The sequence below is a fragment of the Streptomyces flavotricini genome, from assembly GCF_020639365.1.
Taxonomy (GTDB): Bacteria; Actinomycetota; Actinomycetes; order Streptomycetales; family Streptomycetaceae; genus Streptomyces; species Streptomyces flavotricini.
In genome coordinates, this window is record NZ_JAINUL010000001.1 from 6,347,663 (window position 1) to 6,363,667 (window position 16,005).

General features: G+C 73.4%; 19 protein-coding genes. 14 read left to right on the forward strand and 5 right to left on the reverse strand.

Features of this window, described 5'->3' with window-relative positions; translation table 11 throughout:
• Nucleotides 1-36: 36 nt before the first annotated feature.
• The 4 genes from K7B10_RS28925 (at nt 37) to K7B10_RS28940 (ending at nt 3,948) form a co-directional block, all read left to right on the forward strand.
• Complete coding sequence (locus tag K7B10_RS28925; protein WP_229340484.1) at nt 37-1,344, forward strand: NYN domain-containing protein; 1,308 nt, start codon at nt 37-39, stop codon at nt 1,342-1,344.
• 108 nt (nt 1,345-1,452) lie between these two features.
• Nucleotides 1,453-2,454, forward strand: a complete 1,002-nt coding sequence (locus tag K7B10_RS28930; protein ID WP_229345488.1) for an ABC transporter ATP-binding protein — start codon at nt 1,453-1,455, stop codon at nt 2,452-2,454.
• A complete protein-coding gene (locus K7B10_RS28935) occupies nt 2,451-3,221 on the forward strand; it encodes an ABC transporter permease (protein ID WP_229340486.1) in 771 nt (256 codons plus the stop codon). Before K7B10_RS28930 ends, K7B10_RS28935 begins: the two co-directional genes overlap by 4 nt.
• Nucleotides 3,222-3,288: 67 nt before the next feature.
• The gene (locus tag K7B10_RS28940; RefSeq protein WP_229340488.1) at nt 3,289-3,948 is read left to right on the forward strand and encodes a DUF2567 domain-containing protein; all 660 of its coding nucleotides are present in this window, start codon (nt 3,289-3,291) and stop codon (nt 3,946-3,948) included.
• 29 nt (nt 3,949-3,977) lie between these two features.
• Here the strand turns inward: K7B10_RS28940 and ybaK are convergent, their stop codons facing one another.
• The 3 genes from ybaK to K7B10_RS28955 all read right to left on the reverse strand — a co-directional run bounded on the left by ybaK (nt 3,978) and on the right by K7B10_RS28955 (nt 6,893).
• Nucleotides 3,978-4,475 carry a Cys-tRNA(Pro) deacylase gene (ybaK, locus tag K7B10_RS28945; protein WP_229340490.1) on the reverse strand — a complete coding sequence of 166 codons (498 nt, stop codon included), beginning with the start codon at nt 4,473-4,475 and terminating at the stop codon, nt 3,978-3,980.
• A gap of 13 nt (nt 4,476-4,488) precedes the next feature.
• Complete coding sequence (locus K7B10_RS28950) at nt 4,489-5,229, reverse strand: LON peptidase substrate-binding domain-containing protein (protein ID WP_229340492.1); 741 nt, start codon at nt 5,227-5,229, stop codon at nt 4,489-4,491.
• Between the two features lie 62 nt (nt 5,230-5,291).
• The gene (locus tag K7B10_RS28955) at nt 5,292-6,893 is read right to left on the reverse strand and encodes an oxidoreductase (protein ID WP_229340494.1); all 1,602 of its coding nucleotides are present in this window, start codon (nt 6,891-6,893) and stop codon (nt 5,292-5,294) included.
• 124 nt (nt 6,894-7,017) lie between these two features.
• On the opposite strand from K7B10_RS28955, the gene hisD reads away from it, so the two are divergent.
• From hisD to hisF, 8 genes are read left to right on the forward strand one after another with little or no spacing between them, the layout of a single operon-like run.
• Complete coding sequence (gene hisD, locus K7B10_RS28960; RefSeq protein WP_229340496.1) at nt 7,018-8,340, forward strand: histidinol dehydrogenase; 1,323 nt, start codon at nt 7,018-7,020, stop codon at nt 8,338-8,340.
• Entirely contained in the window at nt 8,337-9,446 is a 1,110-nt protein-coding gene (locus K7B10_RS28965; RefSeq protein ID WP_229340498.1) for a histidinol-phosphate transaminase, read from the forward strand. The genes hisD and K7B10_RS28965 overlap by 4 nt, the downstream gene beginning before the upstream one ends.
• Complete coding sequence (gene hisB / locus K7B10_RS28970; RefSeq protein ID WP_030155936.1) at nt 9,443-10,036, forward strand: imidazoleglycerol-phosphate dehydratase HisB; 594 nt, start codon at nt 9,443-9,445, stop codon at nt 10,034-10,036. Before K7B10_RS28965 ends, hisB begins: the two co-directional genes overlap by 4 nt.
• A gap of 2 nt (nt 10,037-10,038) precedes the next feature.
• Entirely contained in the window at nt 10,039-10,206 is a 168-nt protein-coding gene (locus tag K7B10_RS28975; protein WP_229340500.1) for a CG2302 family histidine operon protein, read from the forward strand.
• Complete coding sequence (hisH, locus tag K7B10_RS28980) at nt 10,203-10,853, forward strand: imidazole glycerol phosphate synthase subunit HisH (RefSeq protein WP_229340501.1); 651 nt, start codon at nt 10,203-10,205, stop codon at nt 10,851-10,853. The genes K7B10_RS28975 and hisH overlap by 4 nt, the downstream gene beginning before the upstream one ends.
• Complete coding sequence (priA, locus tag K7B10_RS28985; RefSeq protein ID WP_229340503.1) at nt 10,853-11,584, forward strand: bifunctional 1-(5-phosphoribosyl)-5-((5-phosphoribosylamino)methylideneamino)imidazole-4-carboxamide isomerase/phosphoribosylanthranilate isomerase PriA; 732 nt, start codon at nt 10,853-10,855, stop codon at nt 11,582-11,584. The genes hisH and priA overlap by 1 nt, the downstream gene beginning before the upstream one ends.
• The gene (locus K7B10_RS28990) at nt 11,581-11,976 is read left to right on the forward strand and encodes a RidA family protein (RefSeq protein ID WP_229340505.1); all 396 of its coding nucleotides are present in this window, start codon (nt 11,581-11,583) and stop codon (nt 11,974-11,976) included. Before priA ends, K7B10_RS28990 begins: the two co-directional genes overlap by 4 nt.
• Nucleotides 11,973-12,728: an imidazole glycerol phosphate synthase subunit HisF gene (gene hisF / locus K7B10_RS28995; RefSeq protein ID WP_229340507.1), complete on the forward strand. Its 756-nt coding sequence runs from the start codon at nt 11,973-11,975 to the stop codon at nt 12,726-12,728. The genes K7B10_RS28990 and hisF overlap by 4 nt, the downstream gene beginning before the upstream one ends.
• 77 nt (nt 12,729-12,805) lie before the next feature.
• On the opposite strand, the gene K7B10_RS29000 is transcribed toward hisF, so the two are convergent.
• Both K7B10_RS29000 and K7B10_RS29005 read right to left on the reverse strand, forming a co-directional pair.
• Nucleotides 12,806-13,243 (reverse strand): hypothetical protein, encoded by a 438-nt coding sequence (locus K7B10_RS29000; RefSeq protein WP_229340510.1) that lies wholly within the window; start codon nt 13,241-13,243, stop codon nt 12,806-12,808.
• 166 nt (nt 13,244-13,409) lie between these two features.
• A complete protein-coding gene (locus tag K7B10_RS29005) occupies nt 13,410-14,042 on the reverse strand; it encodes a TIGR03085 family metal-binding protein (protein ID WP_229340512.1) in 633 nt (210 codons plus the stop codon).
• Between the two features lie 84 nt (nt 14,043-14,126).
• On the opposite strand from K7B10_RS29005, the gene hisI reads away from it, so the two are divergent.
• Nucleotides 14,127-14,489: a phosphoribosyl-AMP cyclohydrolase gene (hisI, locus tag K7B10_RS29010; protein WP_053786912.1), complete on the forward strand. Its 363-nt coding sequence runs from the start codon at nt 14,127-14,129 to the stop codon at nt 14,487-14,489.
• A 19-nt stretch (nt 14,490-14,508) separates the two neighbouring features.
• Nucleotides 14,509-15,999, forward strand: coding sequence for an anthranilate synthase component I (locus K7B10_RS29015; protein ID WP_229340514.1), 1,491 nt, complete (start codon nt 14,509-14,511; stop codon nt 15,997-15,999).
• Nucleotides 16,000-16,005: the final 6 nt, after the last annotated feature.

Here is a 16,005-nt window from a genome sequence, read left to right on the forward strand (position 1 = left end):
ACCCGCGACAAACACAGGGAATCCCCAGGGAAGAGGGTGGTACGCGTGGACCGCTGCGTCGTCCTGGTGGACGCCGGCTATCTGCTGGGCGCCGCCGCCAGTCTTCTCGCCGGGGAGCCTTCCCGCTCCCGCATCACCGTCGACCATGCCGCCCTCATCCAGGGCCTGCGCGAGCGCGCCCAGGCCGACACCGAACAGCCCCTGCTGCGCATCTACTGGTTCGACGGCGCACCCGACCGGGTGCCCCAGCCCGAGCACCGGCGGCTGCGCGTCATGCCCCGCGTCACCGTCCGCCTCGGCGCCCTGACCCGCAGCGACGGCCGCTGGGCGCAGAAGGGCGTGGACGCCGCCATGCACGCCGAGCTCACCGAGCTCGCCCGCAACCGGGCCTGCTCCGACGTCGTGCTCGTCACGGGCGACGGGGACCTGCTGCCCGGCCTGATGTCCGCCAAGGAACACGGGGTCGCGGTCCACCTGTGGGCCGTCCAGGCCGCCGACGGCGACTACAACCAGTCCGAGGACCTCGTCGCCGAGGCCGACGAGCGCCGCGTCCTGGACCGGGCCTGGATCACCCGGGCCGTCCGCGCCAAGGACCTCGCCGGACTGTGCGCCCCGCCGCCCGCGCCGCGCCCCGAGATCGCCGCCATCCTCTCCGCCCCGCTGCCCGAGGCGGCCCTCGCCGAGGCCGCCCGCAGCGCCGGCGCCAACGGGACCTCGGCCCCCGCCCCCGCCGAACCCGAGGCGAGCGGCGCCCCCGTGCCCGCCCCCGCCGCCGGGGGCAAGACCGTACCCACCCCCAAGGACCTCGCCGGCTCGCTGCGCGCCCCCGGCCAGCAGCCCGGCCCCGCGGGCCACGGCCACGGCAGCGCCCAGGCCGCGGCCGGCAGCGCCCTGCGCTGGTCCTCCGACAAGGGCTGGATCGACCGGGCCGGCCCGCTGGGCGAGCCCGCCGAGACCGCCTCACTGCCCACCCTCGCCCAGCTCACCAGCGCCGAGCAGCGCTGGGCGGACCGCGAGGAGGACATCACCACGGTCGGCGGCGACCCCTTCGAGGTCGGCCAGGTGTTCGCCCGGCGCTGGATGGAACGCCTCCCCGAAACCGTCCACCTGCAGAAGCTCGCCACCATGTACCCGCGGATCCCGCACCGCATCGACGGCGAGCTGCTGCGCTACGCGGCCCGGTTCGGGCTGCTGGCGCACAAGGACGACCAGATCGACGAGCACGACCGCTACGCGATCCGGGCCGGGTTCTGGCGGGAGATCGACGTCCGCGCGGCCGCCGAGCACGTCGCCGGCACCTCCTCCGCCGTACCCGCGGGACCGACGCCGCCCGGGGCCGAGTAGCGGCGCCGGGCAGCGCGTCGGGGCACCTCCCGGCGGTGGCCGGACGAAAGCCGCGTAGGCTGCTCCCTCGTGAGTACGGGCACAGCAGCAGCACAACCGAACACGGCAGTGGCCGCGGACGCGGCTTCCGACGTGGTCTGCGCGGTGCGTGACCTGGTCAAGACGTATCCCGCGGTACGCGGTCGGCGCGGGGCTCCCGCCCTGCCCGAGACCCGGGCCACCGACGGGGTCTGCCTGGACGTACGGCGCGGCGAGATCTTCGGCCTGCTCGGCCCCAACGGCGCCGGCAAGTCCACCCTGGTGCGCCAGCTCACCGGCCTGATGCGGCCCGACTCCGGATCCGTGACCCTGCTCGGCCACGACCTCGTGCGCCACCCCGAGCGGGCGGCCCGGCTGCTCGCCTACCTGGGGCAGGAGTCCACCGCCCTCGACGAGCTCACGGTGGCGCTGGCCGCCGAGACCACGGGACGGCTGCGCGGGCTCGGCGTCCGCCCGGCGCGCGCCGAGCGGGACGCCGTACTGGAGGAACTGGGGCTGACCGCGATCGCCGGGCGGCCCCTGAAGAAGCTCTCCGGCGGACAGCGGCGCCTGGCCTGCTTCGCCGCCGCACTGGTCGGCGAGCGGCCCGTGCTCGTCCTCGACGAGCCCACCACCGGCATGGACCCGGTCGCCCGGCGGGCCGTGTGGGCGGCCGTGGACCGCCGGCGCGCGCAGCACGGCGCCACCGTCCTGCTCGTCACGCACAACGTCATCGAGGCCGAGACCGTCCTGGACCGGGTCGCCGTCATCGACCAGGGCCGGGTCATCGCCTGCGACTCCCCGGCCGGACTGAAGGCCCGGGTCTCCGGCGAGGTCAGGCTGGAGCTGGTGTGGCGCACCGCGCCGCCGCTGGAGGTACCGGAGGTCGCGGCGCTCGCGCCGGCGGCCGCCGGGGCCGGGCGGCGGTGGGTGCTGCGGCTGGCGTCCGACGAGGCGCGGGCCGCGGTGGCCGCGGTGACCGGAGGGCCGGCCTTCGCCGCCCTCGACGACTTCACGCTGGCGACCCCGAGCCTGGAGGACGTCTACCTCGCGCTGGGCGGGCGCACCTCGAAGGGTCTGGTGAAGTCGTGAATACGACCGCCGCAGGGGTGCTGGCACCGCAGGCGCGGCTGCTGCCCGCGCTGGCCGCCGTGTACCGGGCGCAGCTGTCCCGGGCCCGGGTGTCGCGTATCCCGCTGCTGTTCGTGGCCACCTTCCAGTCCGTCGGGATCATGATCCTGATGCGGGGCGTGGTGGACGGGGGCTCGGAGGCCCGTGCCGTCGTCGCCGGCTCCTCCGTACTGGTCGTCGCCTTCGTCGCGCTGAACCTGCTCGCGCAGTACTTCGGGCAGCTGCGGGCCAGCGGCGGGCTCGACCACTACGCCACGCTGCCGGTGCCGCCGGCCTCGGTCGTGCTGGGCGCGGCGGCCGCGTACGCCTCCTTCACGCTGCCGGGCACGCTGGTGACGGCGGTGTTCGGATGCCTGCTGTTCGGGCTGCCGATGGGCGGGCTGTGGATCCTGGCCGCGGTGGTGCCGCTGGCCGGAGCCGCGCTGGCCGGGCTGGGAGCGGCGCTCGGGCTGCTGGCGCCGCGGCAGGAGCTGGCCACGCTGGCCGGGCAGCTCGGCATGTCGGCGGCGCTGCTGCTGGGGGTGCTGCCGCCGGAGCGGATGCCGGACGTGATCGTGTGGGCGCGGGACCTGCTGCCGTCCACGTACGGGGTGGAGGCGTTCGCGCGGACCTTCACCCCGCATCCGGACTGGGCGGCGGTCGGGCTGGACCTCGGGGTGTGCGGGGTGGTGGGCGTGCTCTCGCTGGCCGTCGCGACGTGGGCGTACCGGCGGGCGGCCGTCCGCTGAAGCGGCCGTCCGCCCCGGCGGCGGTCCTGCTGATGTCGGCGCCGTCGGCACCTGGCACGATGTGGGGGTGACCGAAGCCGTGACCACGCCCTCCCCGCACGAACCGCCGCTGCCGCCCGAGAAGCCGGGCGGCTCCGCCGGGCGCATCACCCCGGCGGACATCCGCGACGGGGCCGCCGCGGCCCTGCTGATCGGGGTGGCCGGTGTGCTGCTCGGCGTGCTGTGGGCGTGGCTGGCGCCGAAGGCCCAGTACGTCTCCAACGGCGAGGCCGTCTTCCTGAAGAACTCCGAGAGCGAGGCCCGGATCGGGGCCGACGGGACGTTCTTCCTGCTGTCGGTGGGGTTCGGCGTGCTGAGCGCGGTGCTCGTGTTCCTGTGGCGGCGCCGCGGCGGTGTCCCGCTGGTGATCGGGCTGGTGGTCGGATCCTGCTTCGCCTCGCTGGCCGGATGGCGGATGGGGCTGTGGCTGGGGCCGTCCGCGGACGTGGCCGCCGCCGCGGTGAAGGCGGGCAAGGGGGTGGCGTTCGACGCGCCGCTGCAGCTGTTGGCGCAGGGGGTGCTGCTGGTCTGGCCGATGGTCGCCGTGGCCGTCCACCTCGGCCTGACGGCCCTGTGGACCCCGCACGACCCGGACCCGTCCGAGGACGCGGACTGGGGGGGCTACCCCCCGCCCCACGTGCACTCGGCCCCGTCGGACCCGTCCGCGCCGGAGCCCCCGCGGGCCTGACCGCCGTCCGCGCCGGAGCCCGGGTCCCGCTACGCGCGGGCGATGGGGGCCAGGGTGGCCGCCGTCAACGTGGTCAGCGTGGCGGGCGGGAGTTCGACCTCCAGGCCCCGGCGGCCCGCCGAGACGCAGATCGTGGCGTGCGCCGTCGCCGACTCGTCCACCACCGTGCGGAGCCGCTTGCGCTGGCCCAGCGGCGAGATGCCGCCCCGCACGTACCCCGTCGTGCGCTCCGCCAGCGCCGGGTCGGCCATCGCCGCCCGCTTGCCGGACACCGCGGTCGCCAGCGCCTTCAGGTCCAGGCTCCCCGACACCGGGACCACCGCCACCACCAGGGCGCCGTCCACCTCGGCGACCAGCGTTTTGAAGACCCGCTCCGGGGAGACCCCCATGGCCTGCGCCGCCTCCTCGCCGTACGAGGGGTGCGCCGGATCGTGCTCGTAGGCGTGCACCGTGAACTGCGCCCGCGCGGAGTTCAGGGCCACGATCGCCGGAGTGCCCGCCGCAGTGGGGGCCTTCTTCTTCGCCATCAGTCCTTCGCCATCAGTTCGGGCTGGTCGGCGCGCGCGTCAGGTCCACCGCCGGCAGCGACGGGAGGTGGCGGATGACCGCCGTCTCCGCGCGCAGCAGTTTCAGTTCCTCCGCGAGCCGCGTCGCGGTGTCCGGCGCCTGGAGCAGCCGCTGCTTCGCCGGGATGTCCAGTACGGCCGCCGCCGCCACCAGGTACGAGACCACCGACGGCTCGTCCGGCAGGTCGGCGCCCGAGGTCAGGGACCGCTCCCGGGCTCCGGCCAGCCGCTTCTGGTAGTTCCGGAAGGCCCGCAGGACCCCTTCCGCCAGCGCGCCCGCGCCGTCGCCCGCGTCCTCCGGGAGCTCCTCCAGCTCCGCGACCAGGTACGGGCCCGAGGCGTCCACCGACAGCAGCCGCACCCGCGCCGTACCGGTGGCCAGGACCTCGAAGCTGCCGTCCTCCCGCTCCCGGATCGTCGCCGCGTCCGCGATGCAGCCCACCCGGTGGAAGGCCTGGACGGGGTCGGCCCCGAAGCCCGCCGTCGGGCCCCGCTCGGGCAGCGCCGTCTGGTCCGGCAGGCCCGGCGCGGTCGGCGCGACCTCCCGGCCGTCGCGGATCGCGACGACCGCGAAGCGGCGCGGCTCGTCCTCGCCCGTCTTCAGCAGCTCGCGCATCATGGCGCGATAACGCTCCTCGAAGACGTTCAGCGGGAGGACGAGTCCCGGGAACAGCACCGAGTTCAGCGGGAAGAGGGGAAGGCGAACGGTGGTCACGACGCACAGGGTAGTGGCCGGGGGCCAGGGCCTGTCACCTCGATTGTCCGCGCTCTGCGCGCTCACCCCCGCCGCAGCAGCCGCGAGGCTCCCGCCGCCACCGTCGTCGCCAGGGTCCAGCCCAGCAGGACCAGCGCCGCGGAGCCCCACTGCCAGCCGCCCTCCACCTTCCACTGGCCGTCCTGGCCGAGATCGATCACGGGGAGCAGCAGGTCCAGGGCGTAGAGCGCCGGGTCCCAGTGCGGGTGCTCGTCCCCCTTGATCGGCGGCGGCTCGTGCCGGGAGAAGAGCAGGGCGCCCGCCGCCCACAGCACCGCCATCCACAGCGCGGCCCGGCCCGGGCGGTACCCGTACGCCACCGTCCAGTCCTGGAGGTACCCCCAGGCCTTGAGCGCGGGCGGCAGGGTGGCCCGGCGCCGGCGCTGCTTGGCCAGCAGCACCTCGCGGGCGTCCGCGTCCTCGCCGCTCGCGCGCAGTACGGTGGCCAGCCGCTCGTACGGCTCCGGCGAGTACTCGGGGGTGGCCGCCGCCACCCAGTCCAGCCGGCGCGCGAGCGGGAAGTGGCCGCGGGGTGCGAGGTTCTCGTAGGCGAACCCCTCTATCGAGACCCCGCCCGGGCCGGGCCAGCTGGTGGAGGTGTCGACGAGCTTGACCACCTTCGCCCCCGACAGCACCACCCGCCCCTGCTCCGGCCGCTCCCCGACGAACCGCAGCTCCGGGGTCTGGATCCGGCGCAGCGAGACCTCCTGCCCGTCGGTCAGGACGAACCGGGCCCCGTAGAAGTCGACGGCGTCGCCGAAGCGTCCGTCGTCCAGGCGCAGCCCTCCCCGGCACTCGAAGCGCTGGGCCCGCTGCCCGCGCGTGGGCGTCTGGCCCAGCCCGTACGGGGGAGTGGAGGAGCCGGAGTCGCCGGGGACGTAGTCGAGGGCGATCGAGGTCAGGTACAGGGTCCGCTCGACGGTCAGCTGCGGGGCGTTCAGCGCGCGCCGCCCGTGCGGATTGCGCAGCCGGGCCCCGCGCAGGTTCATCGACACGCCGACCTTCGCCCCGCGCAGGCTCACCTCCCCGTCCGTCTCCAGCAGCTCGCCCTGGAAGTCCTGCGCGACCGACATCCCGTCGGCGGCTATGGCCCGGCCCTTGTTGTCCCGCCGCACCACGGCCTGGCTGATCAGCAGGTCGGTGCCGATCTGGGCGTCGGTCAGCCGGACCCCGCGGGCCACGCGGCAGCGCGGCAGGTGCAGGTCGCCCTCGGTGTGCAGCCGGGAGGCGTCCAGCCGCGGTATCGCGCAGTTGATCATGCGCAGGGTGATGAACCGCGTCTCGGACAGCTGGATCTCACTGTCGAAGCGACAGGACTGGAGTTCGACGTACGGCTGCACGGTCCCCCCGGACAGGTCGAGCCGCCCCGTGATCCGTACGCCGCGCAGCTTCAGCGCCGACACCCGGCCCGGCACCGGCGGCGGCCCGTGGAGCAGCAGCAGCGCCACCACCTGGGCGCGGACGCTGCGCGCGGCGCCCCAGGTCCGCCCGCTGTCGTGCGGATCGTCCTCGTTGGCGGCGCGGGCGCTGAGATCGCAGACGCTGCCCGTCCTGTACGCCTGCCACATGCGGCGTTCGGGATCGGTGAGATCCGCGGGCTGCTCGCCCGGCCGTGACTCCGCCATGGCGGCCCCCCTCCGCTGCGCATACGTGTAGGGGAACGCTAATGGGCACCGGTGACACCCGGGGCGTGTATCAGCCAGTGATACGGGCGAACGGTGGCGGGAGGCGGTCTGAGAGAATTGGGAGGTGATCTCTCGTATCGACCTGCGCGGTGACGCCCTCCCCGAGGGTGGCGCCCTGCGCGATCTGCTGCCCCGTGCCGAGTTCGACGTGGAAGCCGCCCTGGAGAAGGTGCGGCCCATCTGCGAGGACGTCCATCATCGCGGCACGGCGGCGTTGATCGAGTACGCACAGAAGTTCGACGGCGTCACGCTGGAGCAGGTCAGGGTCCCCGCCGAGGCCCTCAAGACCGCGCTCGCCGAGCTCGACCCGGCCGTCCGCGCCGCGCTCGAGGAGTCGATCCGGCGCGCCCGGATCGTCCACCGCGAGCAGCGCCGCGGCGAGCACACCACCCAGGTGGTCCCCGGCGGAACCGTGACCGAGAAGTGGGTTCCGGTCGAGCGCGTGGGCCTGTACGCCCCGGGCGGCCGCTCCGTGTACCCGTCCTCCGTCGTCATGAACGTCGTCCCGGCCCAGGAGGCGGGCGTCGAGTCGATCGCGCTCGCGTCCCCGCCGCAGAAGGAGTTCGGCGGCCTGCCGCACCCCACGATCCTCGCCGCCTGCGCCCTGCTCGGCGTGGACGAGGTGTACGCGGCCGGCGGCGCCGTGGCCGTCGCGATGTTCGCGTACGGCACCGAGGACTGCCTCCCCGTCAACATGGTGACCGGCCCCGGCAACATCTGGGTCGCGGCCGCCAAGCGCTACTTCACCGGCCGCATCGGCATCGACACCGAGGCGGGCCCCACCGAGATCGCGGTCCTCGCGGACTCCACGGCCGACCCGGTGCACGTCGCCGCCGACCTGATCAGCCAGGCCGAGCACGACCCGCTGGCCGCCGCCGTGCTCGTCACGGACTCCGAGGAGCTCGCGGCCGCCGTCGAGCGCGAGCTGGAACCGCAGGTCGCGGCCACCAAGCACGTCGAGGACCGGATCAAGCCGGCCCTCGCGGGCAAGCAGTCCGCGATCGTGCTGGTCGACAGCCTGGAGGACGGCCTCAAGGTCGTCGACGCGTACGGGGCCGAGCACCTGGAGATCCAGACCGCCGACGCCGCGGCCTGGGCCGCCCGCGTGCGCAACGCCGGCGCGATCTTCGTCGGCCCGTGGGCCCCCGTCTCGCTCGGCGACTACTGCGCCGGGTCGAACCACGTCCTGCCCACGGGCGGCTGCGCCTGCCACTCCTCCGGCCTGTCCGTGCAGTCCTTCCTGCGCGGCATCCACATCGTCGACTACACGCGCGACGCCCTCGCCGAGGTCACCCACCACGTGGTGACGCTGGCGGAGGCCGAGGACCTGCCGGCGCACGGCGCGGCCCTCAAGGCGCGCTTCGGCTGGAAGGTGCCCACCCAGTGAGCTTCGGGATCGACGACCTCCCCATCCGGGACGAACTGCGCGGCAAGAGCCCGTACGGCGCCCCGCAGCTCGACGTGCCCGTCCAGCTGAACACCAACGAGAACCCGTACGAGCTCCCCGCCGAGCTCGTCGCGCGGATCGCCGAGCGCGTCGCCGACGCCGCCCGCACCCTCAACCGCTACCCCGACCGGGACGCGGTCGAGCTGCGGACCGAGCTGGCCGCGTACCTCACCCGTACGGGCAAGCACCCGGTCTCCCGCGAGAACGTATGGGCCGCCAACGGCTCCAACGAGGTCATCCAGCAGCTGCTGCAGACCTTCGGCGGGCCCGGGCGGACCGCGATCGGCTTCGAGCCCTCGTACTCCATGCACGCGCTGATCGCGCGCGGCACCGGCACGGGCTGGATCTCCGGCCCGCGCCGCGAGGACTTCCGCGTCGACGTGGAGGCGGCCGAGCAGGCCATCGCCGAGAACGCGCCCGACGTCGTCTTCATCACCTCGCCCAACAACCCCACGGGTACCGCGGTCGAGGCGGAGACCGTCCTCGCCCTCTACGAGGCCGCGCAGGCGGCCAAGCCCTCCCTGGTGATCGTGGACGAGGCGTACGTGGAGTTCAGCCACCGGGACTCGCTCCTGCCGCTGATCGAGGGCCGCCCGAACCTGGTGATCTCCCGGACCATGTCCAAGGCCTTCGGCGCCGCAGGGCTGCGCCTGGGCTACCTGGCCGCCCACCCGGCCGTGGTCGACGCCGTCCAGCTCGTACGCCTGCCGTACCACCTGTCGGCCGTCACCCAGGCGACCGCGCTGGCCGCCCTGGAGCACACCGACACCCTGCTCGGCTACGTCGAACAGCTCAAGGCCGAGCGGGACCGCCTGGTCGCCGAGGTGCGGGCCATCGGCTACGAGGTCACCGAGTCCGACGCGAACTTCATCCAGTTCGGGAAGTTCGAGGACTCGCACACCGCCTGGCAGAAGATCCTCGACCAGGGTGTCCTGGTCAGGGACAACGGCGTACCGGGCTGGCTGCGGGTCACCGCCGGCACCCCGGCCGAGAACGACGCGTTCCTGGAAGCGGTTCGCGCACTGAAGAAGGAGCAGCACGCATGAGCCGCATCGGACGGGTCGAACGGACCACGAAGGAGACCTCGGTCCTCGTCGAGATAAACCTCGACGGCACGGGCAAGGTCGACGTCTCGACGGGTGTGGGCTTCTACGACCACATGCTCGACCAGCTCGGCCGCCACGGCCTCTTCGACCTCACGGTCAAGACGGACGGCGACCTGCACATCGACAGCCACCACACCATCGAGGACACCGCCCTCGCGCTCGGCGCCGCCTTCAAGCAGGCCCTCGGCGACAAGGTGGGCATCTACCGCTTCGGCAACTGCACCGTGCCGCTCGACGAGTCCCTCGCGCAGGTGACCGTCGACCTGTCCGGCCGCCCGTACCTCGTGCACACCGAGCCCGAGAACATGGCGCCGATGATCGGCGAGTACGACACGACGATGACCCGGCACATCTTCGAGTCCTTCGTCGCGCAGGCACAGATCGCCCTGCACATCCACGTCCCGTACGGCCGCAACGCCCACCACATCGTGGAGTGCCAGTTCAAGGCCCTGGCCCGCGCCCTGCGCTACGCGGCGGAGTTCGACCCGCGCGCCGCCGGCATCCTGCCCTCCACGAAGGGCGCCCTCTAGCCGTGAACGGCCTGAACACCATCCTGATCGTCTTCGGCCTCTTCCTGGCCGGCGGCGTCTACTCCTTCCAGAAGCAGAAGATGCCCAAGTCGGTCATCATCCTGCTCGCCATCGGCTCCGCGATGTGCCTCGCCGCCGGAGTCCTGCGGATCCAGGGGATTTGGGAATGAGCGCAGCCCGACCGACCAAGACGGTCGTGGTCTTCGACTACGGCTTCGGAAACGTACGTTCCGCCGAGCGCGCGCTGGCGCGGGTCGGGGCGGACGTCGAGATCACCCGCGACTACGACAAGGCCATGGACGCCGACGGGCTGCTCGTGCCCGGTGTCGGGGCCTTCTCGGCCTGCATGCGGGGACTCAAGGACGCCCGCGGCGACTGGATCATCGGCCGCAGGCTCTCCGGCGGACGGCCCGTCATGGGCATCTGCGTCGGCATGCAGATCCTCTTCGAGCGCGGCATCGAGCACGGCGTGGAGACGGAGGGCCTCGACGAGTGGCCCGGCACCGTCGAGCCGCTGCGCGCCCCGATCGTGCCCCACATGGGCTGGAACACCGTGGACGCGCCGGCCGACAGCCAGGCCTTCAAGGGCCTGGACGCCGACTCCCGGTTCTACTTCGTGCACTCGTACGCGGTCCGCGCCTGGAGCCTGGAGGTCACCAACCCCGCGATCCGCGCCCCCAGGGTCACCTGGGCCACGCATGGCGAGCCCTTCGTGGCGGCGGTGGAGAACCGGGCCCTGTGGGCCACCCAGTTCCACCCCGAGAAGTCCGGCGACGCCGGCGCCCAGCTCCTCACCAACTGGATCGAGACCCTCTGATGACCGCCAGCAAGCTCGAACTGCTGCCTGCCGTCGACGTCCGCGACGGCCAGGCCGTCCGCCTCGTGCACGGCGTGTCCGGCAGCGAGACCTCCTACGGGTCCCCGCTCGAGGCCGCCCTCGCCTGGCAGGCCTCCGGGGCCGAGTGGCTCCACCTCGTCGACCTCGACGCCGCCTTCGGCACCGGTGACAACCGCGCGCTCGTCGCCGAGATCACCGGCGCCATGGACATCAAGGTCGAGCTGTCCGGCGGCATCCGCGACGACGCCTCGCTCGCCGCGGCCCTCGCCACCGGCTGCACCCGCGTCAACCTCGGCACCGCCGCCCTGGAGACCCCCGAGTGGGCCGCGAAGGCCATCGCCGAGCACGGCGACAAGATCGCGGTCGGTCTCGACGTACGCGGTACGACCCTCAAGGGCCGCGGCTGGACCAGCGAGGGCGGGGACCTCTACGAGACCCTCGCGCGCCTGGACTCCGAGGGCTGCGCCCGGTACGTCGTCACCGACATCGGCAAGGACGGCACGCTGACCGGCCCCAACCTGGAGCTGCTGAAGAACGTCTGCGCCGCCACCGACCGGCCGGTCGTGGCCTCCGGCGGCATCTCCTCGCTGGACGACCTGCGGGCGCTGGCCGCCCTGGTGCCGGCGGGCGTCGAGGGCGCGATCGTCGGCAAGGCCCTGTACGCGAAGGCCTTCACCCTGGAAGAAGCCCTGAAGGTGGTCTCCGCATGAGCTCCGACGCAGTACGCCGCATCTCCTCCGGCGGCCCCTACGAGGACGTCATCGGGTACTCCCGCGCCGTGCGGCTCCCGAACGGGCTCGTGCTCGTCTCCGGCTGCACCGCCGGCGACGCGGGCGGTCCGTACGACCAGACCGTCGCCGCGTTCGGCGTCGCGTTCAAGGCCCTCGCCCAGGCCGGACTCGGCCCCGAGGACGTGGTGCGCACCCGCATGTACCTCACCCACGCCCGCGACGTGGAGGAGGTGGGCCGCGCCCACAAGTTGCTCTTCGACGGCGTCCGGCCCGCCGCGACGATGCTGATCGTCTCCGGCTTCGTCGACCCGTCGATGGTCGTCGAGGTGGAGGTCGAGGCGTACGGCCCGGTGCGGGAGGTGTCCGCATGACCCTCGCCGTACGAGTGATCCCCTGCCTGGACGTGGACAACGGCCGCGTCGTCAAGGGCGTCAACTTCCAGAACCTGCGCGACGCCGGTGATCCGGTGGAGATGGCCAAGCTGTACGACGCCGAGGGCGCCGACGAACTGACCTTCCTCGACATCACCGCGTCGTCCGGCAACCGCGAGACCACCTACGACGTGGTGCGGCGGACCGCCGAGCAGGTGTTCATCCCGCTGACCGTGGGCGGCGGCGTCCGCACCGCGCAGGACGTGGACAAGCTGCTGCGGGCCGGCGCCGACAAGGTCGGCGTGAACACCGCCGCCATCGCGCGGCCCGAGCTCATCCGGGAGATCGCGGAGCGGTTCGGCCGGCAGGTGCTGGTGCTGTCCGTGGACGCCCGGCGCACCGCGACCGGTTCCTTCGAGGTCACCACGCACGGCGGCCGCCAGGGCACCGGCATGGACGCCGTCGAGTGGGCGCACCGGGCGGCCGAGCTCGGCGCCGGGGAGATCCTGCTGAACTCGATGGACGCGGACGGCACCAAGGACGGCTACGACACCGAGATGATCGCGGCCGTGCGGAAGCACGTCAGCGTCCCGGTCATCGCCTCGGGCGGCGCCGGGCGGCTGGAGCACTTCGCCCCGGCGATCGCGGCCGGCGCCGACGCGGTGCTCGCCGCCTCGGTGTTCCACTTCGGCGACCTGCGGATCGGCCAGGTCAAGGAAACGCTGCGCGAGGCGGGCCACCCGGTCCGCTGACCGCCGCCGGGCCGTACCGGCCGGGACGACGCGGGGGCATCGCCCCCGGTCCCCGGCCGGCCGGCGCCCGGAGCGATCTAGCGGAAGTCGTCGAACGAGTCGGAGTCGTCCTGCTGCTCCGGCGCCTGCGGCTTCTCCTGCTTGTCGGCCTCCTGCTTGCCGGTCTGCCCCTGCTCGCGCACCTGGCGGAAGACCACCGCGGCGGCGTGGAAGTCACCGGCCTTGTCACCCGGCTGGAGGGTGGCGACCGGCTCGCCGGCGCAGTCCGCGTCCGCGAACAGCAGGGCCTCCGAGTCGGTCCTGTTCACGGCTTCGACGACCATCGACGAGGCGGACGGCAGCGCGTGACACTGGTCCGCGCCGACGTCCTTGATCTGGGCGTTCTTCTCGGCGTCGTGCTGGTCCACGTACACGTAGTCGAGGGCCTTGCCCTCGTCGGCGAACGCCTGGGCTCCGGCGGGGAGGACCAGTGCGAGGGCTCCGGCGAGCGCGGCTGCAGTGGTGCGAAGACGCATGGGGGTTCCGTTCCTTCCACGGTGACGACACCGAACCGGTCGGCATCCGTGACGGAGCGTAGGGAGGGGACGGGGTGCGGAAACCTTTCCCCCGGGGGGCGCCATGCCGTTTTCACCGGCCCGGCGGAACCGGCGCCCCGCGGCGCCCGCCCCGGACCCCCGTTCCTCAGATGCCGAGCTTGGCCGCCGTCAGCTTGGCGACGGCCTCTTTCGGGCCGTCCAGCTCCACCGCGGCCGCGTCCTGGCGGCCGAAGCAGAAGAGGGTCAGCTCGCCCGGCTCGCCGGTGACCGTCACCACCGGGGTGCCCTTGTGCGCCACCGCCGTCTGGCCGTTCGGGCGGCGCAGCACCAGGCCCACCGGTGAGCGGCGGCCCGTCAGCCGCGCCAGCTTCTCCAGACGGGACCACAGGGCGTCCGAGAACACCGGGTCCAGCGCGCGGGGCGACCAGTCCGGCTGGGCGCGCCGTACGTCCTCGGCGTGCACGTAGAACTCCACCGCGTTGGCGGCCTCGTCGATCTGCTTCACCGAGTAGAGGGACATCTTCGGCGGGCCGGTCCGGATCAGCTGGATCAGTTCCTCGTACGGCTTGGCCGTGTACTCGGCCATCGCCTTGTCCAGCCGGTCCTTCAGGACGTTCAGCAGCAGGCCGCCCGCCGCGTCCGGGCGGCGCTCCCGGACCACCACGTGCGCGGCCAGTTCCCGGGCCCGCCAGCCGTCGCACAGCGTCGGCGCCTCCGGCCCGACCGCTTCCAACAGGTCCGCCAGCAGCAGGCGTTCGCGCTTCGCATGGGTAGACATGGGGGCCACCCTACGACCGCGGGCCGTGCTTTGCCCGCCCATCAGGCGGACGGTGATCCTTCCCTGCCGTCCGGGCGCGGCACAATGGCCCCCATGAGTACGTCCTCCCTCGATCCCGCCATCGCCGCCCGCCTCAAGCGCTCCGCGGACGGCCTGGTCCCGGCCATCGCCCAGCAGTACGACACCGGTGAGGTGCTCATGCTCGGCTGGATGGACGACGAGGCCCTGCACCGCACCCTGACCACCGGCCGCTGCACCTACTGGTCCCGCAGCCGCCAGGAGTACTGGGTGAAGGGGGACACGTCCGGCCACTTCCAGCACGTGAAGTCCGTCGCCCTCGACTGCGACGCCGACACCCTCCTCGTCAAGGTCGACCAGGTCGGCGCCGCCTGCCACACGGGCGCCCGCACGTGCTTCGACGCCGATGTCCTTCCGCTGGCCGAATAGGTAGGTAGGGTCCCACCCCATGGATCTTGAGACGTTCCGCAAGCTCGCGGCGGACCGCCGCGTCATCCCCGTGAGCCGCAAGCTGCTGGCCGACGGTGACACCCCCGTCGGGCTCTACCGCAAGCTGGCCGCCGAACGCCCGGGCACCTTCCTCCTGGAGTCCGCCGAGAACGGCCGCTCCTGGTCCCGCTACTCCTTCGTCGGCGTCCGCAGCGCCTCCACGCTGACCGTCCGGGGTGGCCGCGCGCACTGGATCGGGACCCCGCCCGTCGGCGTCCCCACCGACGGCGACCCGCTCGACGCCCTGCGCGCCACCGTCCAGGCCCTGCACACGCCCCGCGACCTCGCCGCCGGGATGCCGCCCTTCACCGGCGGCATGGTCGGCTACCTCGGCTACGACATCGTGCGCCGCCTGGAGCGCATCGGCGAGCAGACCGCCGACGACCTGGAGCTGCCCGAGCTGACCATGCTGCTCACCTCCGACCTGGCCGTCATGGACCACTGGGACGGCACGGTCCAGCTCATCGCCAACGCCATCAACCACAACGACCTCGACACCGGCGTGGACGAGGCGTACGCGGACGCGGTGGCCCGGCTCGACGCGATGGAGGCCGACCTCGCGCGGCCCGCCCCGTACACGCCCACCCCGCTGCCCGCCTCCGAACTGCCGGAGTTCTCGGCGCTGTGGGGCGGCGAGAAGTACCAGGAGGCCGTCGAGGACATCAAGGAGCGGATCCGGGCCGGCGAGGCCTTCCAGGTCGTGCCCTCGCAGCGGTTCGAGACCCCCTGCGCCGCCTCCGCGCTGGACGTCTACCGGGTGTTGCGGGCCACCAACCCGTCCCCGTACATGTACCTGTTCCGCTTCGAGAACGGCTTCGACGTCGTCGGGTCCAGCCCCGAGGCCCTGGTCAAGGTCGAGGACGGGCGGGCCATGGTCCACCCGATCGCCGGAACCCGCCACCGCGGGGCCACCCCGCAGGAGGACCACGAGCTCGCCGAGGAGCTGCTGGCCGACCCCAAGGAGCGCGCCGAGCACCTGATGCTCGTCGACCTGGGCCGCAACGACCTGGGCCGGGTCTGCGAGCCGGGATCGGTCGAGGTGGTCGACTTCATGTCGATCGAGCGGTACTCGCACGTCATGCACATCGTCTCGACCGTCACCGGCCGGGTCGCCGAGGGCCGGACCGCCTTCGACGTGCTGACCGCCTGCTTCCCGGCGGGCACCCTCTCGGGCGCGCCCAAGCCGCGCGCCATGCAGATCATCGAGGAGCTGGAGCCCACCCGGCGCGGCCTCTACGGCGGCTGCGTCGGCTACCTCGACTTCGCCGGCGACTCCGACACGGCCATCGCCATCCGCACCGCGCTGCTGCGCGACGGCACGGCGTACGTCCAGGCGGGCGCGGGAGTCGTCGCGGATTCGGTGCCCGAGCTGGAGGACCTGGAGTGCCGCAACAAGGCCGCCGCCGTGCTGCGCGCGGTGGGAGCGGCGAACCGGCTGAACGGCTCGTGACCCGGT